Origin of the sequence: Nonlabens ponticola, assembly GCF_003966335.1 — a bacterium.
GTDB classification, from domain to species: Bacteria; Bacteroidota; Bacteroidia; order Flavobacteriales; family Flavobacteriaceae; genus Nonlabens; species Nonlabens ponticola.
The window spans coordinates 249,963-273,864 of the sequence record NZ_CP034549.1 but is presented as its reverse complement, the minus strand read 5'-3'; the positions used below and the strand labels follow the sequence as shown (position 1 = coordinate 273,864).

Below are 23,902 nucleotides of genomic sequence, written 5' to 3'. Positions count from 1 at the left end.
TAAAGCAAGTACGCAAGTATTTATATGTTGTTATGTGTGTGGCTGTTTTTGCTTTCGCGAAAGCGCAAGACCCACAATCCACTCCACAAGATTCTACTGATACGGGTTTTAAATTAGGTAAGATAACATTGCCAGATCCACCTAGTGTCAAGACATTGTACATATATGATCCAGTACTGGACAGGTATATATTCTCTAGTAAATTCAAGGAATATAGTCTGGTATATCCCTACGTATTGAATCGTGAGGAGTATCAGGAAATCGTGATCAAGGAGCAAATACGTGATTACTTTAGGGAAAAAGCGGCTGCTGTTGCAGGAAAAAGTGAGGAAGATAAAGAAGCGCAAAAAAGATTGCTGCCTAATTTCTATGTAGATTCTGAGTTGTTTACCAGCATTTTTGGTAGTAATGAGATCTCATTTGACCCACAAGGATCCGTACAAGTAGATTTAGGATTGCTTTACAATAAGACAGACAACCCTAGTTTCTCACCGCGTAATCGTGAGAATTTCACCTTTGACTTCAACCAGCAAATTAATTTAAGTCTTGTAGGTACGGTAGGTACGCGACTTAACATAAATGCGAACTATGATACGGAAAGTAATTTTAACTTTCAAAACCAGATAAAACTAGATTACACACCAACTGAAGATGACATCCTGCAAAGCATTGAAGTAGGTAACGTTGCCATGCCGCTCAATTCTCAATTGATACGTGGTGCGCAAAGTCTCTTTGGTGTCAAGGCAGAGCTTCAGTTTGGTAAAACACGAGTGACCGCTGTATTTTCTGAGCAACAATCGGAGGCTCGAACAGTAAACGCCGCTGGTGGTGCGACTATCAATGAATTTGACTTTTTCTCGCTGGATTATGACGAGAATAGGCATTATTTCTTGTCCCATTACTTTAGGGATAACTATGATGAGACGCTAGAGAACTATCCTTTCTTGAATACTAATATCCAGATTACAAGAGCTGAAGTATGGGTAACAAACCGCAGCAACCGTACGGAAGATGTAAGAAATCTGGTAGCTATACAGGATATAGGTGAATCTGACGAGGATAATATCGGGTTGGATGATCAACCACCTGGATTTATCAATTCTCCTGCGGGTTCTTTTCCTAGCAACCGTAATAATGACTTTAATCCAGTAGCTATCACTAATGGTGGTGAGACTATATTGAATAGTGCAATTAGGGATATCGCAACGGTACAGCAAGGATTTGGGAGCGCACAGGTTAATGAAGGCTTTGATTATGCGATTCTAGAAAATGCTCGTAAGCTCAACGTCAATGAGTATAAACTAAATACTCAACTAGGTTACATCTCATTGAACCAACGATTGAGCAACGATGAGGTACTTGCGGTCGCCTTTCAATACACCGTTGGCGGTCAAGTATTTCAAGTAGGTGAATTTGCTAATGATGGTGTCAATGCTAACGACGGTGTTGACGACGCATCAAACGCCCAACCTACAGCGGTAGGCCAAAATCTGGTAGTGAAGTTATTGAAGAGTAATTTGACAAACGTTACCGAGCCTATTTGGGATTTGATGATGAAGAACATCTACAACTTAGGTGGCTCTAGATTATCTCCAGAAGATTTTAGGCTGAATATTTTCTATCAATATCCACCAGAATTAAACTACCTCACACCAGCTGAAGGAACTATAGATCGACCAGCCGTGCCATTGCCAGATGATGTGAGTGAGACAACTCTCATACGTGTATTCAATCTCGATAGATTGAACCAGCAGCTAGATCCACAGCCAGCAGGTGATGGTTTCTTTGATTACGTCCCTGGTATAACCATTGATCCAGATCAAGGACGTATCATTTTTACAACCGTTGAGCCATTTGGTGAGCACATTTTTGATGAACTGGATAATACACCAGGATCAGGAATTGAGGACTACAATGATCGCTCGTCTTATAATGCTAACCAGGCGCGTTATGTATATCGAGACATGTATCGTACGACAAAGGCTCAAGCCCTACAAAATAGTGAGCGTAACAAATACCTGATTAAAGGAGAATACAAAGCAACTGGACAGCAAGGAATACCCGTTGGTGGATTCAATTTACCTCGTGGATCGGTAACAGTTACTGCTGGTGGTAGAACGCTGCAAGAAGGAATTGACTACACAGTAGATTATGCCGCTGGTCGAGTAATCATACTAGATCAAGCATTGTTAAATTCCAACACACCTATTCAGGTTTCTACTGAAAGTAACTCGTTGTTCAATCAACAAACAAAAAGGTTTACAGGAATTAATGTTGAGCATCAATTTAGCGAGGACTTCATCGTTGGTGGTACATTCTTGAACTTGAAAGAGCGTCCTATTACTCAAAAGAGTACGTATGGTCTGGAGCCAATCAACAATACCATAGTAGGAGCCAACTTTCTTTACAATACAGAGGTGCCTTTCTTAACCAGACTGGTAAATAAGTTACCTAACGTAGATACTGACGTACAATCTAATCTATCGTTGCGTGGTGAGTTTGCCTATCTATTTCCAGGATCACCAGATGCTGATGATTTTGAAGGTCGTGCAGCAGCCTATGTCGATGATTTTGAAGGATCTCAAACAACTATTGACATCCTATCACCACTTAGTTGGAATTTGTCAAGTACACCAGTAGAGTTTCAGGATGGGTTGAATAATTCATCAGATCCGTTGGAATTTAACTACCGTCGCGCGAGATTAGCATGGTACACCATTGATCCAATATTTTACGGTAGCCAGCGACCAGGAGAAATCACAGATGCAGACCTTTCTGAATATAGAACTAGACGTGTATTTATTGACGAGATTTTCCCGCAGGTAGACTTACAACAAGGGCAACAGCAGGTAATAAATACGCTTGACCTAGCTTTCTATCCAGATGAGCGTGGAACCTACAACTATAATCCTGAAGCTGCAGGAACCAACACATTACCAGATCCAGGAGACAATTGGGGTGGAATCACAAGACAGTTTTTAAGCACTGACTTTGAGCAAACTAATGTTGAATATATCCAATTCTGGATGATGGATCCTTTCATGTACGAGCCTACAAATGATGGAGGTACTATTTCTTTCAACCTGGGTAGTATTAGTGAAGATATTCTCAAGGACAATCGTAAGCAATATGAGAATGGTTTACCAGAAGAAGGCGGCGATCGTTTGACGATTCCTACCGCTTATGGTAAAGTACCATTAAATAATTCCTTGATTTACGCTTTTGATACTGAAGGTGCAGAGCGTGCCAATCAAGATATAGGTCTTGATGGTTTCAATGATGAAGAAGAAACTGCAGCGTTCCCAGAATTTGGCCCAGAAGATCCGGCAAACGATAACTATGAGTATTTCCTAGCCGCAAGCGGTGATATTTTGCAACGATATAAACGTTATAATAATACTCAAGGTAATTCACCTGTCGAGGTGACCCAAACCAATCGCGGTTCTACCACGCAGCCAGATGTCGAGGATATCAATCGTGATAATACCATGAATACGATTGACAGCTATTTCCAATACGATGTCGATATTTTCCCTGGAATGGACGTTGGCAATAATAGGTATATCAATGATTCTCGTACGGTAAGTACCACCTTGCCTAACGGTTCAACATTAGAAACACGCTGGGTGCAATTCCGTATTCCATTGAACGATCCAGAAAGAGAGAGCATCGGCGGTATTGATGACTTTAGAGCGATACGTTTCTTGAGAATGTACATGACAGATTTTGAAGAGGATACATTCTTGCGTTTCGGTTCACTGGATCTTGTAAGAGGTGATTACCGCAGGTTTACCGCATCACTTGATGAGGATGATCCTAATCAAGATAACGACAATACGTCCTTTGAGGTTGAGGCAGTAAACATCGAGAACAACGATGCACGATCGCCTATTCCTTATAGATTACCACCAGGTGTTGTGCGTGAGGAATTGAGAACACAAAATCAAAACATACGTCAAAACGAGCAATCACTCGCCTTGAGAGTTTGTGGTCTAGAAGGTGAAGATAGTCGTGCTGTATTTAAGAATATACGCATCGATATGCGACAGTATGAAGAGCTGCGCATGTTTGTCCATGCAGAAAGTCTTGTAAATGAGGATCCTCTTAACGATGGCGACATGCAGGCTTTTATAAGAATAGGAGTTGACTTTACTGAAAACTACTATGAAATAAGGTTGCCATTACAATTAACGCCATTTAATACTACATCTCCGCAAGAAATATGGCCAGAGGCCAATGAGTTCCAGATAGACCTTTCTCTACTTCAAGAAATTAAGTCGAGAGTGCTAGGAGATCCCACACTCAATCCTAGTGAAGAAAATTTCTTCAATGAGATTGAACTTGATGAGTCAGCAGCAAACAGACCTAACCAGCAGATTTACGGGATCAAGGGTAATCCTAATTTTGGTGATGTGCGTACGGTGATGTTGGGAATACGCAATTCAAAAAAAGAAGATTTATGTGGTGAAGTTTGGTACAATGAGTTGAGGTTATCAGGATTGAAAAATGAAGGTGGATACGCAGCTATTCTAAACATGGATGCAAACATGGCAGACTTTGCAACCGTCAGCGCCACTGGTAGAAGAAGCACCATAGGTTTTGGTAGTATTGAGCAAGGCCCTAACGAGCGCAATCGTGAGAATGTTACGCAATATGACGTGACCACTAGTATGAGCTTAGGAATGCTGTTCCCAGAAAAATGGGGTCTTAGAGTTCCATTTTCTTATAGCATAGGTGAAGAAACGGTAACACCGCAATTTGATCCACAATTTGAGGATATTGAATTGGACACGAGATTAGCAAATGCTCAAAGCGATGAAGAGCGCGATGCCATCGAAGAACAATCAGAAGAATACACCAGAAGACAAAGCGTCAACCTTATAGGAGTGACTAAACAGCGCACTGGAGATAAGAAACCTATGCCTTATGATATTGAGAATTTTGTCTTCTCAGGTTCGTATAATCAGACCGATCAGCGAGACTTTGAGATAGAAGAATTCAAGGCACAATCGGTAAATGTCAATACGACCTATAACTATGCTTTTCCAGAGTTGGTAGTTGAGCCATTCAAGAATGCAGACACAACGCTTGCCGGCGATTATCTCAAGTTTGTCAGGGATTTCAACGTCAACCTGCTTCCTAACAATTTTACGGCTGGTGCTTCCGTCATACGTCAATTTAACACACAGACATTCCGTGATTTACAGCTGGATACTAATCCAGTAGATTTAAACGGTGATGGTATTCCTGATGCGCAAAATATCGCGATTGACCCGCTGACAAATCGCAATTTCACCTTAGCTAATCAATATGCAGTCAATTGGGATTTGACCAATTCACTCAATATAAACTTTGCTGCAAATAACAATCGTGTGGTGCGCAGTTACATTAACGACGATGACGGCTCTATTGATGAGGATTATACGTTGTTTACCAACTTTTTTGATGAAGGTATACCCGATCGACACACTCAGCGCCTGGCCGCGACGTATCAGCTGCCTCTTGATAAGATTCCTTTTTTAGCTTTCGCGAAAGCTACCTACACATACACTGCAGACTTTTTATGGCAGCGTAACTCACAACAATTTGCTCAACTAGATGGCATCCCAAATCTAGGGAATAGCGTATCCAATAATAATTCACATCGCTGGAACGGAACGTTGGATCTGGGCAAACTCTACACATATGTAGGTCTCGAGAAAAAGAAATTTGGTGCCGAGGCTAGAAGAGAGCTCCAAAAGAAGCAGCAAAAACAACGAGGAAGATCCAGAAACACCTTACCTACTAAAAAAGATGACGCCGAAGGTAAAGAAGGCGAAGAGGCTAAAGTTCCAGAGATTCCTAAAGAGAATTTTGCTAACAAAACGTACAATACCTTTGTAGGGATACTAACCGCAGTCAAGCGTGCTACCATTAACTATGAAGAGGCAAACGGTATATTCTTACCAGGTTATTTGCCTGATGTAGGATTTATAGGGACACTCAAGCCTACCACCGGTTTTACCTTTGGTAGCCAGGCAGAGGTGCGAGACCTAGCAGCTCGCAATGGCTGGTTGACGCTCTATGAGGATTTCAACGAGCAATATACTGAGACTGAATCCAGGACACTAGGCTTGACATTTAATGTTGACCTGCTACCAGATTTGAAGATTGATCTTAATGCAAACCGACAATACACAGAGTTTTTCCAAGAGAACTATCGGGTAGATCCAGATGATCTAACCTATCAATCACTAACGCCACAGACCTCTGGAAATTTCCAGATTTCTACCATCATGATAGGTACATCCTTTGGTAATAACAGCATCGATAATTCAACGACGTTTAATCAGTTTAGAGAGAATAGGATTGATGTAGCAAATCGTTTGGCGCGTGAGTTTTACGGCAATGATAATTTTGGTCGGGACGATCAAGGTTTCCCATTGGGCTTTAGTCGCAATAGTCAAAAGGTACTGTTACCATCATTCTTATCGGCTTATGAAGGTCGTGATGCAGATGATCAAGATACCGACGCATTGCGTGACATTCCTCTACCTAACTGGCAAATTAAGTACACAGGCTTGATGAACCTTAAATGGTTCAAGAAACGATTCAAACGTTTCTCCTTACAGCATGGATATCAAGCAGGATATACGATCAATAGATTCCAGACTAATCTTGATTTCTCGCCTGGTAACGGTGGTCTGGCTTATGAGGATCAAAATCAGCAAGCATTGAATCAAAATGGTGATTTCAAGCCAGAAGATTTGTTCTTTAACGTTAATCTAGTAGAGTCATTCTCACCTTTATTAAAAGTGGACTTTGAGATGAGGAATTCTATGTCCATCGCCGCAGAGCTAAGACGGGATCGCGCCATTTCATTGAGTTTTGACAACAATCTATTGACTGAGATCAATAGTAACCAATTAATTTTAGGTGTAGGTTACCGCATCAAGGATGTACCGTTCAAAACAAAAATCGGTGGTCGTAGTCAAGTTATCAAGAGTGACCTTAATTTAAGACTTGATGGCTCGATAAGAGACAACATAACCATTATAAGATATTTAGATCTGGAGAACAGTCAGGCAACTGCAGGACAAACTATTTATGGAGCAAAGTTCACTGCAGAATATGCCTTGAGCCGCGCCTTTACAGCGATATTCTATTATGACCATTCATTCTCTGAATTTGCGATCTCAACAGCCTTCCCGCAAACTACTATACGCAGTGGTATAAGGTTGCGATATACGTTTGGTAATTAACTTAATTAGCTTCTTACAAATCGCAATAGTTAATTAAATTTGCGAGCATAAATCAACACTATGAACATTCCAGCAGAATTAAAATATACCAAAGATCACGAGTGGATTAAGATTGAAGGCGATACCGCAATTGTAGGTATCACAGATTTTGCTCAAGGTGAACTAGGCGACATCGTATATGTCGAGGTAGAAACGCTGGACGAAACTCTAGATCAAGAAGAAGTTTTTGGGACCGTTGAGGCTGTTAAAACAGTATCTGATTTGTTTTTACCATTATCAGGAACCATTACTGAGTTTAATGATGAGCTAGAAGATGAGCCTGAGCTGGTGAATACTGATCCTTACGGTATGGGCTGGATGATCAAGATGACCATGAGTGATACGGCACAAATTGCTGGCCTTATGGACGCAGCGGCTTACAAGGAGCTAGTAGGGTAATCATGAAAATTTTATACTGGGTTGCTCCATTTTATACTCTGTTGGTATGCTATGGATCGCTCAGCGATAGTGCGCCGATAAAGGAAGCTCCATTTCAACATTTTGATAAGGTGCTTCATTTTACAGCTTATGCTATCATGTTTGTATGCTGGTATCTATTTTTCTATCATAGATTTTTAGAACGACAACCAGACTATAAATATGATCTACATACTATATTGAGCGATTGGTCTAGAGTTATAGCAATAGCCGCCATTGTTTTTTCTTTTGTAATTGGGGCTTTGATTGAATTTGCTCAGGCTTTATGGTCTAATAATAGACAAATGGATCCGCTAGATGCCGTAGCAAATCTTGCTGGCATTGTTATTGCAGCTCTAGTCATGCATTTAATCTCTAGATTTATTTATACTAGATAATCAATGCGGTGCTTTTTTATCAAGCGCTATTTATATATTTTTAGCACTACTTAATACACTACTCATGGAAGTAAAAAAATCACAAAATGCCGATTTGCGTAAGAACATTACGATTTACGCATTGATGGGACTAGCCTTTATGCTATTACTGTCATGGCAAGGACTGGAATACGAGTCCAAAGAAGTTGAGATTGTCGAGGAGTATGAAGAGCCTATGGTAATGATGGAAGAAGAAGATGTTCCCATTACTCAAATGCTTAACACGCCACCGCCACCGCCACCACCGCCACCAGCACCTGAAGTCATCGAGATTGTTGAGGATGAGGTAGAAATTGAGGAGACAATCATCGAGGATACGGAGACAGACGAAGAAGAAGAGATTGTTGAGGTAGAAGACGTTGCCGAAGAAGTAGGTGTAGAAGAAGTAATTGCAGACGTACCGTTTGCGGTTATTGAAAATGTACCTGTTTATCCTGGCTGCGAAAAAATGACCAATAATGCAGATCGTAAAAAGTGTATGCAAGAAAAGATCGACCGTTTTGTGAATAAGAACTTTGATACAGGTCTAGCAAATGAGCTAGGGTTGAGCGGTAGACAAACGATAAGACTACAGTTCAAGATCGATCAAAAAGGTGAGGTAACTCAAATTCAATCAAGAGCAAAAGATCCTAAATTACAAGAAGAAGCAGCTCGTGTAATTAACAAGTTACCTAAAATGATTCCAGGTAAGCAACGAGGTAAGGCCGTAGGTGTACTTTATGCAATGCCTATTATATTTGATGTTCAAGACTAGATTATAGTTTTCGCAATATTTTAAAATCCTGATTGAAAGATCAGGATTTTTTTATGGTATTATCTTTGTGACTTGGTTTTAATAATCTTAAAACCATTAGTTATGAGTAATCTCAACTTAAAGGTAGATGCTGCAACATCTACTTCTAGGGATCGAGATGGCAAGGACGCCATCCGTACCCGAACAAATCCAATTATCAATTTTCAATTAGGGCTTATCGCGGCATTACTTTGTGCCTATCTCGTGGTAGAACTAAGCTCGCCAATACGGGAATCTAAGTATCGACCTAGTCAGGCCAGCATCATTCCTGAACCGGACGCTTTGGGTGAATTTGAAATGATTCCTAACGAGCCACCTAAACAAAAAGTAGTCGCCAAGGTTACCAAAAAGCCAACGGTAGAAAAGCCGGTAACCAAGGAAGCGCCACCAGAGGTAGTTCCAGATGATGAGCCGGTTATCGATGAACCAACGTCTAGCGAGCCAACACCAGAGCCAAAGAATGATACTCCAACTGAATCGCCCGGTGAAAGTGATAACAAACAGCCTACAAGCAACGCAGCAAGACCTATGGTAGCTGTTAGTGAGGTGCCGCTTTATCCTGGTTGCAGCTCAAGACTAGACCGCAACGATCGCATCGATTGTCTCAATAAAAAGATGGCGCGATACATCCAGAAACGTTTCGATACTGGACTCGCACAAGGTGCGAGTGGTGATCAAACCATTAATATTACCGTATTGTTTACCATAGGAGTTGATGGGTTGCCCAAAGACTTACAAATCAAGGCGCCCAGTAAAAAACTAGAAGCAGAGGCTCGTAAACTCATTGAGCAATTGCCGCAGATGGTTCCTGGCAAACTAGACGGCGTCCCCATTGACGTGCGGTACGTGCTACCTATAAAATTCCAGATACGATAAATGAATGCCCGTGATAATCTCACGGGCATCATCATTTACAGGCTAATTCAAGTATATTTAGGGCTTTCAAAGAAGCACCCATGAATTTTAAGGCTTTAGTGTTTTGCATGTTCATCGCGACAACGACCTATGCACAATCAACCATTGAGAGCTACCCGATATTTCCTGATTGCGAGAATCGTACTGGAGAATCTTTAGAAGACTGTTTCTACAAGCAATTCTATCAAACCTTATCAAAAGCCTACCAGCATCCCAATAATGTTGTGGGTCAACAAAATGCTAGCGTACGATTTGAGGTGAATCGTGAGGGTGATTTTGATGTTATTTTGATCGACGCACGCGACGCACAGGTTAAGACGGCGCTGGAAAATGCCATGGGTAATTTACCGGCTATCACGCCACCCAGCTACAACGGTGAGCCCACTTATATGCAATTTGCCGTCAACATGCAGGTTCCTATGACGGCTGCGGGCTCGTTCAGCAGGATAGAGGATAATGATAAAATTACTAGAGTGCAGGATGATGGTGATGAGTTAGCTTTCGCGAAAGCTAACAATGAATACACCTCTATACAATCAGATCAATATGACGGTCAAGAATTGCGTTCTAACGCGTTGATCCCGATGTCCTACCAAAGATACCATCGATATGAAGCAGCGATGAACAAGGTGGGAAACAATGCTCACACAGCGGTGAAACCTTATACATTTGAATATGTAAGCGATTACTTTGACCTTGAGTCAGAGCGTGAGAGCCTACTCAAAGAGTCAGATAGCTGGCTAGGAAAAAAGCTATGGAATGAGCATTTTTTTGAAGTAGCCGGCAAGGATTATTGGTTTGTTCTAGATCCTGGTGTCGATTTGCAATTGGGTCGTGACGGTGGTGAAGGCGTGACTACCTTCAATAATACTCGATTGGTATATTTAAATGGTGGCGTGGGCTCACAGCTAACTTTTGGAGCTACCATCCAAGAGTCTCAAGGGCGATTTGCACAGTACTTTAATAGAGAAATCACTCGCAGGGCGCCCGATGGTGGTAATCCAGGCGTAGTGCCAGGTCGCGGCATTGCAGAAGATGGCGGTGAGAACATTTATGACTACCCAGTTGCCACCGGTTATATAAACTACAAACCCAGTAAATATTTTAATCTACAATTGGGTCATGGACAACATTTTATAGGCGATGGATACAGATCATTGGTGCTAAGTGATAACTCACAACCGTTCCCGTATTTTAAAGTAAATGCCAAGTTCTGGAAAATTGATTACACGGTGCTTTACACTTCCTTGCGCGATGTACGACCAGAAGTCACCGCAGACGATAGCTTTAGAACAAAGTATATGACGCACCATTACTTGAGCTGGAACGCGACCAAAAGATTGACCCTGGGCGTTTTTGAGAGTGTCTTGTGGCAGGACGACAACGGTCGCGGCTTTGACTTTAACTACCTTAATCCAGTTATTTTTTATCAAACGGTAGAACTTGAGACAGGATCTCGTGGCGGTAATGCACTTATTGGCGCTACTGCCAAATATAAATTCAGTGATTGGGTAACAGGTTATGGTCAACTGGTACTAGACGAGCTCGCCACAGGATCTGTAATACGTGGTGAAGGTAGCTACCAGAATAAGAGTGGTTACCAGCTAGGTGTAAAATATCAAAATGCCTTTAATATTCCCAACCTATTCCTGCAGGCAGAATATAATCGAGTGCGTCCATATACCTATAGCCACAATACCATTGTGCTTAATTATGGTAATACCAATCAAGCACTAGCACATCCTTGGGGTGCTAATTTTTATGAAGCGATGCTCATAGGTCGATACACACTAGATCGCTGGTATGGCATCGGTCAATTTATATATGGTGAGCGCGGCTATGATTTTTTACAAGGCGGCGATAATGCTTATTACGGTGGTAATATCTACCGTACCGAAGATGATAGAATCGCCGACGATGGTAATGAGCTAGCACAAGGAAATACAGCTTCAATCATGTACGGTAGGCTAGAGGCTGGTTATTTGATAAATCCAGCGAGCAACCTCAAAATCTATGGTCAATTTATTTATCGTGATATGAATCCGCAAGTGGACAATGCACAGGTGCAGCAGGCAACTACTACGTGGTTCAACATTGGTCTAAGGACTGATATCATGAACTGGAGCTTTGATCGATAAAAGAAGGTTGGTAGTTTTGGCATTCTATTAAATCTGCATGAGTTGAGAATTGATTAATTTTAAATTCATTCAAGCTACATGTTAATAGGTTACTACATAATAGGCGGATTAGTTTTTTTAATCAGTGCCTTTGTAAGCAATAAGCTCAAGTCAAAATTTAAGAAGTACTCTAAAATCCATTTGCAAAATGGGCTTACCGGTGCTCAAATTGCCCAAAAAATGCTAGATGACCATGGCATAACGGATGTCGATGTGATATCAGTTAAAGGACAATTAACAGATCACTACAATCCAGCCAAAAAGACCGTCAATTTAAGTGAGCCAGTTTACAGCATGCAAAATGCGGCCGCAGCGGCCGTAGCTGCTCACGAGGTAGGACATGCGGTACAACATGCAACTGCATATTCATGGTTGGGTATGCGTTCAAAATTGGTACCTGTGGTAAGTATCGCTTCCAAATATTCCCAATGGGTTCTCATAGGTGGTATTGCGCTTGCAGCGACAAGCGCCATGGGTGATTATCTGTTTTTACTAGGAATCATTATGTACGGTACAGGAACGCTGTTTGCGTTTATCACCTTGCCAGTAGAGTACGATGCGAGTAATCGAGCACTAGCATGGCTGGAAAACGAGAATATGCTTACACAACAAGAACATGATGGCGCCGCAGATGCTCTTAAATGGGCAGCACGCACGTATCTGGTTGCTGCCATAGGATCATTGGCAACCTTGCTGTACTTCATCTCGATGTACATGCGTCGTCGTTAAAGATTGAGATCGTTGTAGCCTAGATATTTAGTTTCGCTTTCGCGGAAGCGTATCCCATATTCTTCTAGTTCTTCAAGAATAGGTTTATAGATACTTGATTTTATAGGTATTTGTACACCGTATTCTTTAATCTCGCCGTTAAGAATTCTAAGAGCTGCTATAGCTACCGGTAGGCCTACTGTTTTTGCCATTGCCGTTTGTCGATTACCATCACCTTTGCAAACCATGGTACTGTCTATTTGATGTGTTTGTCCGTTAATCTCATAACCAAACTTGTGATACATCACGATCATGTCTTTTTCTCTTGACTGAAGCGTCCATTTATCTTCTAGAATTTTTTGAAGTATTTGAGCTGGTGTCGCATCTGTAATACCAACGATTTTATTAGGATTAAAAATATCTAGTTCAAGTAATTTTTCCCACATGATATCATCCTGATCGATACGCAATTCATGCCTTAGCTTCAGCTCCACACTGTCAGTAGGCGAGTACGGTAAAAAGCTATTGATGAAATCCCTGTAGCTCATCTGGTCTGATCCATCCATCGTGTATGTGTCATCAGTCATTCCTAGCTGCACAAACATATTCCAAGCCTTGCTGTAACCTACTCGACGCATGGTACCGCGATAAAGGGTCTCAATATCTTCTAGGCCGTAGACTTCACGGTATTTGAGACTGTTCCTATTAGCATAGGCCTCAAACCTACCATAACCTTCAACATCAAGAAACTCCGTACGACGGAATAGCCTGTGATAAGGTATGTACTTGTACTTACCTTCTTGAATAAACTTTGCCGCACCACCTTGACCAGCAGTCACGACGTTGCGTGGATTCCACGTGAATTTGTAATTCCACAAATTATTGTCATCCTGTGGTGCGACTAATCCACCAGTGAAAGATTCAAACAATAGCATGCGACCACCTTGATCCCTAATGCGATCAATGACTTGCATGGCGCTCATGTGATCAATGCCTGGATCAACACCTATCTCATTCATAAATATGAGATTGTTATCTCGTGCCTGTTGATCCAGTTCTTGCATCTCTTTACTTACATAGCTAGCAGTCACCATGTTTTTTTCAAACTCAATACAATCACGGGCAACCTCTATATGGTATCGAGCTGGTAGCATTGATATAACTATATCTGCTTCTTTTACCTGCCTGCGACGCGGTTCTGGTTTGAAGATGTCAAGTTCAATGGCTGTGGTGCGCTCGTTGTTTCCTGCTAGGTTTTGTGCGCTGGACAGTTGTTTATCAGCAATGGTAAGATGTAGATCATACTCAACCGATTTGCTAACCAAATAATCTACCAGTACTCCTGTTGATTTTCCAGCACCTATTATCAAAATGTGTCGCATGCAGTCTTTATTTTTGTCTCAATTTATAATTCTCGCGTACAGGAAACCTTATAAATATGAAAAAGTTATTGATAGTAGGAGTTCTGTTTATGGTGACAGGAGTTATTTTAGGAGCGCTGGGTGCTCACGCTTTAGAGAATTATCTCTCAATTGATCAATTGGATAGTTTTGAAACGGGCGTGAGGTATCAAATCTATCATGGGTTAGCGTTGTTGATAATAAGCCAGATAAGTTTGATCAAAAACTCACAAAAACAAGTCGTGTTATATCTTTTTACCATTGGAAGTTTACTGTTTTCATTGAGTATTTATTTGCTGGCGACCCGACCTATTCATGAAATATCGGTAGAATTTTTAGGGCCAATAACGCCGATTGGTGGGCTATTGCTGATATCGGGCTGGATTTACCTTTTGTTCAAATTAATTTCACATAAAGGCGTTAATAATACCTAGAGGCCATTTAAGATTTCTATTTTTGCAGTCACAACTTGAATTATTAAATAATTATGGGTTCACACGCCTTAAGTACGCAATCGATTTCGTTGGAAAAATACGGGATTACTAAATCAAAAATTAATTATCAATTATCACCTGATGCGTTGCAGCAAATTACCGTAGATTCCTACAACGGTAAAGAAACTGCCAATGGCACGCTCGCGGTTAATACTGGAGAGTTTACAGGTCGATCACCTATGGATCGATTCATTGTCAAGGATAACCTTACTCAAGATCATATTTGGTGGGGAAATATCAACTTGCCTTTTAACAAGAAAGACTTTGACAATCTTCATAAACGAGTGATTGAATACCTCGATGGCAAGGAAATATTTGTTCGTGATGCTTATGCATGTGCGCACGAGGATTACAAGCTCAATTTGAGAGTTATTAATGAGTATCCATGGTCAAACATGTTTGCTTATAATATGTTTTTAAGACCAGACGATCAACAATTAGAGAACTTCTCTCCAGAGTGGACGGTTATCAATGCACCAGGTTTCATGGCAGATCCTGTAAGGGATCGCACTCGCCAGCATAATTTTGCCATTCTCAATTTTACTGATAAGATTGCCCTAATAGGTGGTACAGGTTACACGGGCGAGATCAAGAAAGGAATTTTTAGCGCGCTCAATTTCATTTTACCAACTGAGAAAAATACCTTGCCTATGCATTGCAGTGCAAACGTTGGTAAGGACGGCAACACCGCTATCTTCTTTGGTTTGAGTGGTACCGGTAAAACAACACTATCAACTGATCCTGATCGGGAATTGATAGGTGATGATGAACACGGCTGGACTTCAACTAACGAGGTATTCAATTTTGAAGGAGGTTGTTATGCAAAGGTTATTAATCTAAGCCAGGAGCACGAGCCAGAAATTTTCAATGCCATCAAACCAGGCGCGATATTAGAAAACGTCAAGTTAAAAGATGATGGTAAAGTTGATTTTGCTGATACCAGCATCACTCAAAACACAAGAGTCAGTTACCCGATTCACCATATCGATAATATTAGACAACCTAGTATAGGCAAGAATCCCAAGAATATATTTTTCTTGACGGCAGATGCCTTTGGTGTATTGCCTCCTATTTCAAAATTAACTCCAGGTCAAGCCGCCTACCATTTTATAAGTGGTTATACAGCCAAGGTCGCTGGTACCGAGGCTGGCGTTAATGAGCCGGTTCCTAGTTTTTCAGCATGTTTTGGAGCACCATTTATGCCACTGCATCCTACTAAGTATGCTGAGATGTTGAGCGAGAAAATGAAGGAGAATGATGTGACAGTATGGTTAGTAAACACAGGCTGGACTGGCGGCCCATATGGTGTTGGTCACCGTATGAAACTTAAATACACTCGCGCGATGATTGCTGCAGCGCTTGATGGTTCCCTTGAAGCGGCTAACAAGGATAACTACCATGTACACTCAATGTTTGGACTGGCACAACCACGTACTTGTCCTAATGTACCTACCGAGGTGTTGAGTCCAAGAAAATCGTGGAATAATGATACTGGTTATTATGAGACGGCGGCAAAGCTGACAACGTTTTTCCGTGAGAATTTCAAGAAATTTGAATCACAGGCAAGTGATGAAATCATCAACGGCGGCCCACTCAAATAAGAAAATCAATTATAAACTGAAAAAGGTCTCTAGCGATAGAGACCTTTTTTATTCTGGTGAATTTGAAGGATTACGCTTTCGCGAAAGAGTAACAACGACAAACCTTTTAACTCAATTCTTTAATATAATTCTCTATCGCCATGGTCATTGATGGTGACTTAGGAGTAGGCGCTTGTATATCAATGCGCAGTCCTTTATCCTTAGCAGCTTGGCTTGTTGTGTTACCAAATACGGCAATACGAGTCTCATCCTGAGTAAATTCTGGAAAGTTTTGAAATAGACTCTCAATACCGCTAGGGCTAAAGAATACTAACACATCGTACTTAACATCTGCAAGGTCAGAAAGGTCGCTAATGACCGTTCTGAAAAATGTAGCTGCCTTCCACTTAATAGTGAGGCCATCGAGTAATTCTGGTACCTGATCCTTTAACTTGTCGGAGCTAGGTAGTAGGAATGTCTCGTTTTTGTGTTTCTTGATGAGTGGTAAAAGCTCTGCAAAAGTTCTCTTACCTACATAAATTTTACGTTTTCTATACACTACATATTTCTGCAGATAATAGGCAACGGCTTCACTTTGACAAAAGTACTTGAGTGAATCTGGGATTTTGAAACGCATTTCTTCTGCCACACGGAAGAAGTGGTCAACGCTATTACGGCTGGTAAGGATGATCGCACTAAACTTAGAAAGATCTACTTTTTGCTCGCGCACTTCCTTAGAAGGAACGCCTTCTACATGGATAAAAGAGCGGAAATCTATTTTCACCTTAGTCCGATCAACGAGACTTTGATAAGGTGAATTTTCCATTTTAGGTTCAGGCTGGGAAACTAAAATTGTTTTCACTTTCATAAATGCATTTCTTTATTGGCGCTGCATCAGCTCGTAAAATACTTGTACAAAAGCAGATACGGTGCGATTTCGAGCGTGCAAAGATATAAAATAAAATAGAGAATAGAGCCGCCTATCGATTTCAACAGTGAGCCTATAATGATAAAATGGTATAATAAGAATACAAATAGTACGGTGGTGCAAGCGATTAAAACAACTTGCTCATACGTTGGGAATACATAATAAATAAAGAGGTTGAGAAGAATGAGTAGAAAACAAAGCGCTACTCTATAAATATTGCGACTATGGTCTGCCTGATCGAGTAGAAATTCAAAATTTGCAACCGTACCTATCAACCTACCTAAATAGTGCTTGAATAGTAAAAACGCACTTACCACGGTGAGAATGATACCATAAGTAAGAATGCCTGAATCACCACCATAAAAATCAACATGAAGTTTATATAGAACAAGTGAGATCAAAATAGGGTAGGTAATGAGTCCCGTAAACAGCAACAATTTGTAATTGTCCATACGATCGTCGCTAGTAATCTTGATAAATTTACTGCTGGTGTAAACGCCTAAAAAGTCGGACAAGGCAATATTGCTCACTTGTCTCACAACGCCTAAAGCAGTTAGGCATAGCATCAATACTACTGCAACCCAATCAAGATTTAAGGCATAACGACTCAAGGTTTCCATGGTGGTAAAATTAAGAGGTATGCTCATGACTTGATGCATGTAGCTAGTATAATTACTTACTTTTGTCGCCTGCTATGAAGGATACTCTAGTTATCATACCTACCTATAATGAGCGCGAGAATGTCGAGCTCATTGTACGTGCTGTGCTAGACACCTATCTTGAGGCACACGTACTTATTGTAGATGATAATTCTCCTGATGGTACTGCTCAAATTGTTGAAGGGCTTCAAGTCGATTATGAAGCTAGATTGCACCTAGAAAAAAGGGCCAAAAAGGATGGCTTGGGTACCGCATACATTCATGGGTTTAAGTGGGCGCTGCAGCGATCGTATGAATATATATTTGAGATGGATGCAGATTTCTCTCACGACCCTGCAGATCTAGAATTGCTTCACGAGGCATGCCATGATTTGGGTGCTGATTTATCAATAGGTAGCCGTTATGTGCAAGGTGTAAACGTTGTTAATTGGCCGATGTCGCGCGTTCTTTTGTCCTATGTGGCGTCAAAATATGTACGTCTCATCACGAGAATGGAGATACATGACACAACGGCTGGATTTAAATGCTATCGGGCGAGTTTATTGAAACGTTTTGATCTGGACAAAATTAAATTTGTAGGTTACGCGTTCCAGATCGAGATGAAATTCAAGTCTTATTTGCTTGAGGCAAAGATTGTTGAGGTGCCGGTAATTTTTACTGATAGATCTAGAGGCGTTTCAAAAATGAGTACTGGCATTATTCATGAAGCAGTGACCGGGATTTTAAGAATGAAATTTAAAAGCTTGCTGGGCAAATTAGAGATATGAAGAGATTGCTTATTAAAAATGCTCGTATTGTCAACGAACTCAAGACTGTTCAAGGTGATATTTATGTAGAAGATGATACGATTGTCGAGATTGCTGATAGTATTAGCGCTAAGAGTAGCGACACTACCATCATTGATGTTGAGGGCAAACACGTTCTTCCAGGTATTATCGACGATCAAGTACACTTTAGAGAACCGGGCTTGATTCATAAGGGCACTATAGGTAGCGAGAGTGCGGCAGCTATCGCTGGTGGTATTACAAGTTATTTTGAAATGCCCAATACAAAACCGCAAACTACCAACTACAAGGAATGGAAAAATAAGATGGATATCGCGGCAAGCGATAGTTATGCCAACTATGGTTTTATGTTAGGTGGTACTAATGACAACCTTGAAGAAATATTAAATGCGGATACTTCTCAAATTCCTGCCCTCAAGCTATTTCTAGGTTCTTCAACAGGTAATATGCTGGTCGATGATCTTGAAGTTTTAGAACGTATTTTTTCTAAGGTAAAACTGCGCATCGCTTTACACTGCGAGGACGAGGATACCATCAAAAAAAACCTACAAGCTGCCATCGATGAGTATGGCGAGGAAATCCCTATGGATCAACATCCAGTAATTAGAAATGTTGAAGCTTGTTATTTGTCTAGCTCAAAAGCGGTTGAGTTAGCTAAAAAAACAGGTGCGCGTATTCACGTATTTCACTTATCTACTGGTAAGGAGACTGCATTATTTAGCAACAACAAGGACCTACGTAAAAAACAAATTACTTCTGAGGTTTGCATACACCACTTGTGGTTTTGCGATGAAGATTACAAGCGCAAGGGTTCTCATATCAAATGGAATCCAGCGGTAAAAAGTGCTGCAGATAGAGAAAAGTTGTGGGAAGCCTTGCTGGATGATCGTATTGATGTTATCGCTACTGACCATGCACCACACACCTTACAAGAAAAATCAAATAGTTATTTGAGTTGTCCCAGTGGTGGTCCGCTTGTACAACATGCTTTACCAGCAATGTTAGAGTTTGTACATCAGGATAAAATAAGTATAGAGAAGGTTGTGCAAAAGATGTGTCACAATCCAGCCATTCTATTTGATGTAGAAAAACGTGGCTTTATTAAAGAAGGTTACAAGGCAGATCTTGTAGTTGTTGATACTAATAACCCATGGACAGTCACTCGCGACAATGTCATCGCAAAATGTGGCTGGTCACCGTTTGAAGGTGTCACATTTAAAAGCAGGATCACGCATACCATACTTAATGGTAATGTTGCTTATAAGAATTTTAAAGTCAATGAGAATAAGTTTGCTCAAGCTATAACTTTTGATCGATGAGAAACCTTGTAGTAATTCTATTTATTTTTTTAACCACAAGCTGTACCGATATCCAAACTGCTGAAAAGCCAGATGATTTTTACGGTGATCAAAAAATGGCAGATATTCTTACTGATCTTTATTTGATAGACGGATCTATGAGCAACAATCGATCTGCTTTCACAAAGCTCAAAACGCTGCCTACTGATTATATCTATGATAAATACAATACAGATAGTGTTACCTACAGAGAGAATTTTTTATACTATGCTGATCGCGTTGAAGAATATCAACAGGTTCTTGAAATAGTAGAGCAAAACCTAGAAGTGGTTAAGGACAGCGTTGAGGCCAGACAGCAACGAGTTAATAAAAGAATCACTACACCTGCGGAACCTACCGAGATAATCAAAGATCCAGACAATCAGTAATAATTACTCTTTGTTCTCAAGAAAATGACTTGAAACTCGTTCAATACTATTTTTTAAAGCAGTAAACTTATAGGATAGCTGTTCTTCTACCTTTTCATTATCGTACTTAGAGTTGGATGTGTAGGTTATTATTTCAGCTCTAGAAAGGCCTTTCATGATCCCTAACCAGCTAGGAATCTTACCTAGAATCCAAGCTGTGTACAACATCCATTTGGTAAGTAAGATGGATGGCTTTTTACTATGGATGGCGATGGATATGTTTTCTAGTATTTTCTTGAATTCAACATTATCTGCCACCAGCGTGAATCGTTCATTTTTAATATCGCTATTCATCAATAGCTGCATAATCTCCGCAACATCTCTCACATCTACAAAACCACTGCTGCCACTCGTGTAAAAAGGCTGTGTCGCTGCACTTGCGCTCCATAATTTGCCACTACCATTGTTATAATCACCTTCTCCTAATATCACTCCAGGATTGACGATTACCACATCAAGATCTTCTTGAGAGGCACGCCATACTTCCATCTCACCGCCATACTTTGATATAGCATAATCTGTATTAAGTGCATCTGGATTGAAAAAATCATCTTCGGTAATGGACTTACCTGCAACAGGATTAGCAAGAGTAGCAATGCTACTTACATAGCAAAATTTAGAGATGCCACGAGCAATCGCGATATCCACAAGATACTTTGTGCCAGTCACGTTTACCTGTTTCATCTTGTCAAAACTAGCATCGCCCAATATAGCCGCACAATGATAAACTTGATCAATACCTTCCATCGCATCTTCCAGGCTAGGCAAGTCCAGTAAATCGCCAGGAACCCACTTAAAATTATCAACCAGCGCTGCATCACCCTTGCGATAAGAATTAAAGATGGTGCGTGTTTTATCTATAGATGCTGGATTCCTGTAGATCGCTTTGATTTGGGTTGCGCTTTCGCGAAAGCGGTACAATAAATGGCCGCCTACCATACCAGTGGCTCCTGTGACTAGAATCATGCAGTAAAAATACACAAACGTGGACGACAAGAATGGGTAAGACGGCTAAAGCCTATATCTTTGCGCCTTTAAATTGATAAGATGGCCTATAATTTTGTAAATGAGCTACAATGGCGCGGTATGATTCACGATATCATGCCCGATACTGATAAATTGTTAGAGGATGAAGTGGTGAGTGGTTATATAGGCTTTGACCCAACGGCAGACTCCTTACATATAGGTAGCCTCGTGCAAATCATTTTGTTGATGCACCTGCAGCGTGCAGGTCACAGGCCTATCGCACTAGTTGGTGGAGCTACAGGAATGATAGGTGATCCATCAGGTAAAAGTGCAGAGCGTAATTTACTCACGCAGGAAATCCTTGATAAAAACATAGCAGGCGTCCGGTCTGTCATATCGAGATTTATTGATTTTGAAGGTGGTGAGCCAGAAACACGCGCTCTGCTGGTCAACAACTATGACTGGATGAAGGACTTTAGCTTGATAGATTTTGCTAGAGACATAGGTAAACATATCACGGTAAATTACATGATGGCAAAGGACAGTGTTAAGAAACGCGTGTCTGGCGATGGCGACGGTATGAGTTTTACTGAGTTTACTTACCAGCTGTTTCAAGGCTATGATTTCCTGTATTTGTACGAGAACATGAATTGTAAATTGCAGATAGGTGGAAGCGATCAATGGGGAAATATTACTACAGGAACTGAGCTGGTGCGCCGCAAGGCTGGTGGTAAGGCGTATGCTTTGACTACACCACTTGTTACCAAAGCAGACGGAACCAAATTTGGTAAAACGGAATCTGGTAACATCTGGCTTGATGCAGATAAAACTAGTGTTTACAAATTCTATCAATTCTGGATTACGGCAACAGACGAGGACGCTATTAACTGGATCAAAATATTCACCTTTCTTGATGAGCAAACCTGTAACGATCTCATAGAAGAGCACGCAAAAGATCCAGGATTTAGGGTGTTACAAAAACGACTGGCAGAAGAAGTTACCGTCATGGTTCACGGTCAAGATGCTTATGAAACGGCTGTTGAGGCTAGTAAAATCCTCTTCAGTAAGAAAGTGACTCCAGAGCAATGGAGCAAGTTTGATCAAGATACCTTGTTAGAAATTTTTGAGGGTGTGCCGCAAACCACTATTTCAAGATACGATGTTGAAAACGGAATAGAGATCGTATCCTTTTTAACTGATACCACAGGATTCTTGAAGTCTAACAGTGAGGCACGACGCGCATTAAAAGAAAATAGCCTCGCCATCAACAAGGAGAAATTTAGTGAAGATAAGGTTGTGAATACCAGCGATATCATTGCAGATAGTATGATACTATTGCAGCGCGGTAAAAAGAATTATTTTCTAGTCTTGGTAAATTAATGAGGAAGTCCAATAAATACCTATCTCGTACTGTTGTCACGCTCATGCTAGTCGTTAGTGGTTTGACACTGGCCTATATGGAGACAGGTAAGTGGCAGTTTTATGCCGCTATATTGGGTGTGGTCATTATGTTTGTTTTTACTTTTATCGTTTACAAGAGCACGAGCCGTTTCTAATTGATCGCCATAAGATTACAACCTCTGATATCGCTGTGGTCAAACCTACCCAAAACTTCAAAAGAACCATTTTCATAAACTTTGCCTAGATCCTGCGTGGCAATGAATGAGCACGAATTATAATTGGCAAGATCGATAATATTGAGTCCGCCAGTTTTGCCATTTGGTACCGTACTTAATGGGTCATTAGTATCTCTTGCGCTAACATGCATCCATTCAGGCGTTTCAAAATGCAGTCCATCATTTGCATAAGCTTGAGATAAAAGCTCTGTCATGCCGTACTCGCTGTGGATTTCTACCTGGTTAAAAGCTGATTTTAAAATACGATGTAATTCTGGCTTGATAATTTCCTTGCGCATGCCCTTCATACCGCCAGTTTCAATAATGGTCGTACTGGGTAATGACATTGGGAATTGTTCTGCTAGTTGTAATAAGGCAAAAGTGACACCTATCAAAATCACTTTTTTATCGTCCTGTTGTAATGATTTGAGAATTTGTGCTAGCTCACTTATGTTATGAAGGTAAAAACCACTGCGTTCATCGTTAGATTTTTCAATCCATCGTTGCACCATGTAAACAAGCGAAGATCCTTTACGCTCCAGATAATGAGGTAATAAAGCAAGAATTACATAATCTTCATAATTGCCATATTGAAATTTGAAGCTATGATCCAGGCTGTTTTCATAAATCAATGGATCAGTTACTCGATGCTTTGATACAACACTTTCTGTGGTGCCGCTGCTGGTAAAAATCACATCTTTGTTATTACTAGGCTTAGAGAGTATTTGATGCGTTTTGAAAAAAGAAATGGGTAAATAAGGTATGTCTTCAATTCTATCTACCAGCTCTTTGCCTAATAGAGAGCAATACCTAGAATAAACTTGATTATTCTGGAATTGAAATCTAAATACCTCCAGCGCCATTGCTTCAAAAGCAGCAGTCGATTCGATATCAAATACAGGAAAATCCAAATAGAAATATTTACAGCAAAAGTAAAATAAAAAGCGCCGCAGTTTCCTGCGACGCTTCTAGTAAAGTATAA

General features: G+C 40.7%; 19 protein-coding genes. 14 read left to right on the top strand and 5 right to left on the bottom strand.

All coding sequences use genetic code 11. The features are described 5' to 3' along the window. The first annotated feature begins 32 nt into the window (after positions 1 to 32). The 7 genes from sov to EJ995_RS01100 all read left to right on the top strand — a co-directional run bounded on the left by sov (position 33) and on the right by EJ995_RS01100 (position 12,748). Positions 33 to 7,241, top strand: coding sequence for a T9SS outer membrane translocon Sov/SprA (gene sov / locus EJ995_RS01130; RefSeq protein WP_126448829.1), 7,209 nt, complete (start codon positions 33 to 35; stop codon positions 7,239 to 7,241). 60 nt (positions 7,242 to 7,301) lie between these two features. Then, positions 7,302 to 7,679, top strand: a complete 378-nt coding sequence (gcvH, locus tag EJ995_RS01125; protein WP_126444793.1) for a glycine cleavage system protein GcvH — start codon at positions 7,302 to 7,304, stop codon at positions 7,677 to 7,679. A gap of 2 nt (positions 7,680 to 7,681) precedes the next feature. Beyond that, positions 7,682 to 8,095, top strand: a complete 414-nt coding sequence (locus tag EJ995_RS01120) for a VanZ family protein (protein ID WP_126444791.1) — start codon at positions 7,682 to 7,684, stop codon at positions 8,093 to 8,095. 64 nt (positions 8,096 to 8,159) lie between these two features. Continuing rightward, positions 8,160 to 8,888, top strand: coding sequence for an energy transducer TonB (locus EJ995_RS01115; protein WP_126444789.1), 729 nt, complete (start codon positions 8,160 to 8,162; stop codon positions 8,886 to 8,888). Between the two features lie 102 nt (positions 8,889 to 8,990). Continuing rightward, a complete protein-coding gene (locus tag EJ995_RS01110; RefSeq protein WP_126444787.1) occupies positions 8,991 to 9,803 on the top strand; it encodes an energy transducer TonB in 813 nt (270 codons plus the stop codon). 80 nt (positions 9,804 to 9,883) lie between these two features. Beyond that, positions 9,884 to 11,980, top strand: a complete 2,097-nt coding sequence (locus EJ995_RS01105; RefSeq protein WP_241234665.1) for a capsule assembly Wzi family protein — start codon at positions 9,884 to 9,886, stop codon at positions 11,978 to 11,980. Between the two features lie 78 nt (positions 11,981 to 12,058). Next, positions 12,059 to 12,748, top strand: coding sequence for a zinc metallopeptidase (locus EJ995_RS01100; RefSeq protein WP_126444785.1), 690 nt, complete (start codon positions 12,059 to 12,061; stop codon positions 12,746 to 12,748). On the opposite strand, the gene EJ995_RS01095 is transcribed toward EJ995_RS01100, so the two are convergent. Further along, complete coding sequence (locus EJ995_RS01095) at positions 12,745 to 14,109, bottom strand: saccharopine dehydrogenase family protein (protein WP_126444783.1); 1,365 nt, start codon at positions 14,107 to 14,109, stop codon at positions 12,745 to 12,747. The two genes, EJ995_RS01100 and EJ995_RS01095, sit on opposite strands and share 4 nt — an antisense overlap. 56 nt (positions 14,110 to 14,165) lie before the next feature. On the opposite strand from EJ995_RS01095, the gene EJ995_RS01090 reads away from it, so the two are divergent. Together EJ995_RS01090 and pckA are read left to right on the top strand one after the other, a co-directional pair. Then, positions 14,166 to 14,561, top strand: a complete 396-nt coding sequence (locus tag EJ995_RS01090) for a DUF423 domain-containing protein (RefSeq protein WP_126444781.1) — start codon at positions 14,166 to 14,168, stop codon at positions 14,559 to 14,561. Positions 14,562 to 14,614: 53 nt separating this feature from the next. Then, positions 14,615 to 16,222, top strand: a complete 1,608-nt coding sequence (pckA, locus tag EJ995_RS01085) for a phosphoenolpyruvate carboxykinase (ATP) (RefSeq protein WP_126444779.1) — start codon at positions 14,615 to 14,617, stop codon at positions 16,220 to 16,222. A 106-nt stretch (positions 16,223 to 16,328) separates the two neighbouring features. Here the strand turns inward: pckA and EJ995_RS01080 are convergent, their stop codons facing one another. Together EJ995_RS01080 and EJ995_RS01075 are read right to left on the bottom strand one after the other, a co-directional pair. Then, a complete protein-coding gene (locus tag EJ995_RS01080) occupies positions 16,329 to 17,069 on the bottom strand; it encodes a uroporphyrinogen-III synthase (RefSeq protein WP_126444777.1) in 741 nt (246 codons plus the stop codon). 26 nt (positions 17,070 to 17,095) lie between these two features. Beyond that, on the bottom strand, positions 17,096 to 17,788 hold the full coding sequence (locus EJ995_RS01075) for a DUF4271 domain-containing protein (RefSeq protein ID WP_126444775.1): 693 nt from the start codon (positions 17,786 to 17,788) through the stop codon (positions 17,096 to 17,098). A 35-nt stretch (positions 17,789 to 17,823) separates the two neighbouring features. Here EJ995_RS01075 and EJ995_RS01070 point away from each other — a divergent pair, with 35 nt between their 5' ends. The 3 genes from EJ995_RS01070 to EJ995_RS01060 are packed head-to-tail and all read left to right on the top strand — an operon-like array spanning position 17,824 to position 20,299. Further along, positions 17,824 to 18,555, top strand: a complete 732-nt coding sequence (locus EJ995_RS01070) for a polyprenol monophosphomannose synthase (RefSeq protein WP_126444773.1) — start codon at positions 17,824 to 17,826, stop codon at positions 18,553 to 18,555. Beyond that, complete coding sequence (locus EJ995_RS01065) at positions 18,552 to 19,892, top strand: dihydroorotase (RefSeq protein WP_126444772.1); 1,341 nt, start codon at positions 18,552 to 18,554, stop codon at positions 19,890 to 19,892. The genes EJ995_RS01070 and EJ995_RS01065 overlap by 4 nt, the downstream gene beginning before the upstream one ends. Beyond that, on the top strand, positions 19,889 to 20,299 hold the full coding sequence (locus EJ995_RS01060) for a DUF4296 domain-containing protein (protein ID WP_126444770.1): 411 nt from the start codon (positions 19,889 to 19,891) through the stop codon (positions 20,297 to 20,299). The genes EJ995_RS01065 and EJ995_RS01060 overlap by 4 nt, the downstream gene beginning before the upstream one ends. Before the next feature lie 3 nt (positions 20,300 to 20,302). Here EJ995_RS01060 and EJ995_RS01055 read toward each other — a convergent pair whose 3' ends face one another. Next, a complete protein-coding gene (locus EJ995_RS01055) occupies positions 20,303 to 21,304 on the bottom strand; it encodes an NAD-dependent epimerase/dehydratase family protein (protein WP_126444768.1) in 1,002 nt (333 codons plus the stop codon). An 81-nt stretch (positions 21,305 to 21,385) separates the two neighbouring features. Between EJ995_RS01055 and tyrS the strand changes: the two genes are divergently transcribed. Both tyrS and EJ995_RS13115 read left to right on the top strand, forming a co-directional pair. After that, positions 21,386 to 22,684: a tyrosine--tRNA ligase gene (gene tyrS / locus EJ995_RS01050; RefSeq protein WP_126444766.1), complete on the top strand. Its 1,299-nt coding sequence runs from the start codon at positions 21,386 to 21,388 to the stop codon at positions 22,682 to 22,684. Continuing rightward, complete coding sequence (locus EJ995_RS13115; protein ID WP_164549856.1) at positions 22,684 to 22,860, top strand: hypothetical protein; 177 nt, start codon at positions 22,684 to 22,686, stop codon at positions 22,858 to 22,860. Before tyrS ends, EJ995_RS13115 begins: the two co-directional genes overlap by 1 nt. Here the strand turns inward: EJ995_RS13115 and EJ995_RS01045 are convergent. After that, complete coding sequence (locus EJ995_RS01045) at positions 22,857 to 23,831, bottom strand: LuxE/PaaK family acyltransferase (protein WP_241234664.1); 975 nt, start codon at positions 23,829 to 23,831, stop codon at positions 22,857 to 22,859. The genes EJ995_RS13115 and EJ995_RS01045 overlap by 4 nt on opposite strands. Positions 23,832 to 23,902 lie beyond the last annotated feature (71 nt).

What these genes read in the sequence shown, in the direction of transcription:
- sov (WP_126448829.1), top strand. Translation starts at nt 33, where the DNA reads ATGTGTGTGGCTGTTTTTGCTTTCGCGAAAGCGCAAGACCCACAATCC.
- gcvH (WP_126444793.1), top strand. Translation starts at nt 7,302, where the DNA reads ATGAACATTCCAGCAGAATTAAAATATACCAAAGATCACGAGTGGATT.
- EJ995_RS01120 (WP_126444791.1), top strand. Translation starts at nt 7,682, where the DNA reads ATGAAAATTTTATACTGGGTTGCTCCATTTTATACTCTGTTGGTATGC.
- EJ995_RS01115 (WP_126444789.1), top strand. Translation starts at nt 8,160, where the DNA reads ATGGAAGTAAAAAAATCACAAAATGCCGATTTGCGTAAGAACATTACG.
- EJ995_RS01110 (WP_126444787.1), top strand. Translation starts at nt 8,991, where the DNA reads ATGAGTAATCTCAACTTAAAGGTAGATGCTGCAACATCTACTTCTAGG.
- EJ995_RS01105 (WP_241234665.1), top strand. Translation starts at nt 9,884, where the DNA reads ATGAATTTTAAGGCTTTAGTGTTTTGCATGTTCATCGCGACAACGACC.
- EJ995_RS01100 (WP_126444785.1), top strand. Translation starts at nt 12,059, where the DNA reads ATGTTAATAGGTTACTACATAATAGGCGGATTAGTTTTTTTAATCAGT.
- EJ995_RS01095 (WP_126444783.1), bottom strand. Translation starts at nt 14,109, where the DNA reads ATGCGACACATTTTGATAATAGGTGCTGGAAAATCAACAGGAGTACTG.
- EJ995_RS01090 (WP_126444781.1), top strand. Translation starts at nt 14,166, where the DNA reads ATGAAAAAGTTATTGATAGTAGGAGTTCTGTTTATGGTGACAGGAGTT.
- pckA (WP_126444779.1), top strand. Translation starts at nt 14,615, where the DNA reads ATGGGTTCACACGCCTTAAGTACGCAATCGATTTCGTTGGAAAAATAC.
- EJ995_RS01080 (WP_126444777.1), bottom strand. Translation starts at nt 17,069, where the DNA reads ATGAAAGTGAAAACAATTTTAGTTTCCCAGCCTGAACCTAAAATGGAA.
- EJ995_RS01075 (WP_126444775.1), bottom strand. Translation starts at nt 17,788, where the DNA reads ATGCATCAAGTCATGAGCATACCTCTTAATTTTACCACCATGGAAACC.
- EJ995_RS01070 (WP_126444773.1), top strand. Translation starts at nt 17,824, where the DNA reads ATGAAGGATACTCTAGTTATCATACCTACCTATAATGAGCGCGAGAAT.
- EJ995_RS01065 (WP_126444772.1), top strand. Translation starts at nt 18,552, where the DNA reads ATGAAGAGATTGCTTATTAAAAATGCTCGTATTGTCAACGAACTCAAG.
- EJ995_RS01060 (WP_126444770.1), top strand. Translation starts at nt 19,889, where the DNA reads ATGAGAAACCTTGTAGTAATTCTATTTATTTTTTTAACCACAAGCTGT.
- EJ995_RS01055 (WP_126444768.1), bottom strand. Translation starts at nt 21,304, where the DNA reads ATGATTCTAGTCACAGGAGCCACTGGTATGGTAGGCGGCCATTTATTG.
- tyrS (WP_126444766.1), top strand. Translation starts at nt 21,386, where the DNA reads ATGGCCTATAATTTTGTAAATGAGCTACAATGGCGCGGTATGATTCAC.
- EJ995_RS13115 (WP_164549856.1), top strand. Translation starts at nt 22,684, where the DNA reads ATGAGGAAGTCCAATAAATACCTATCTCGTACTGTTGTCACGCTCATG.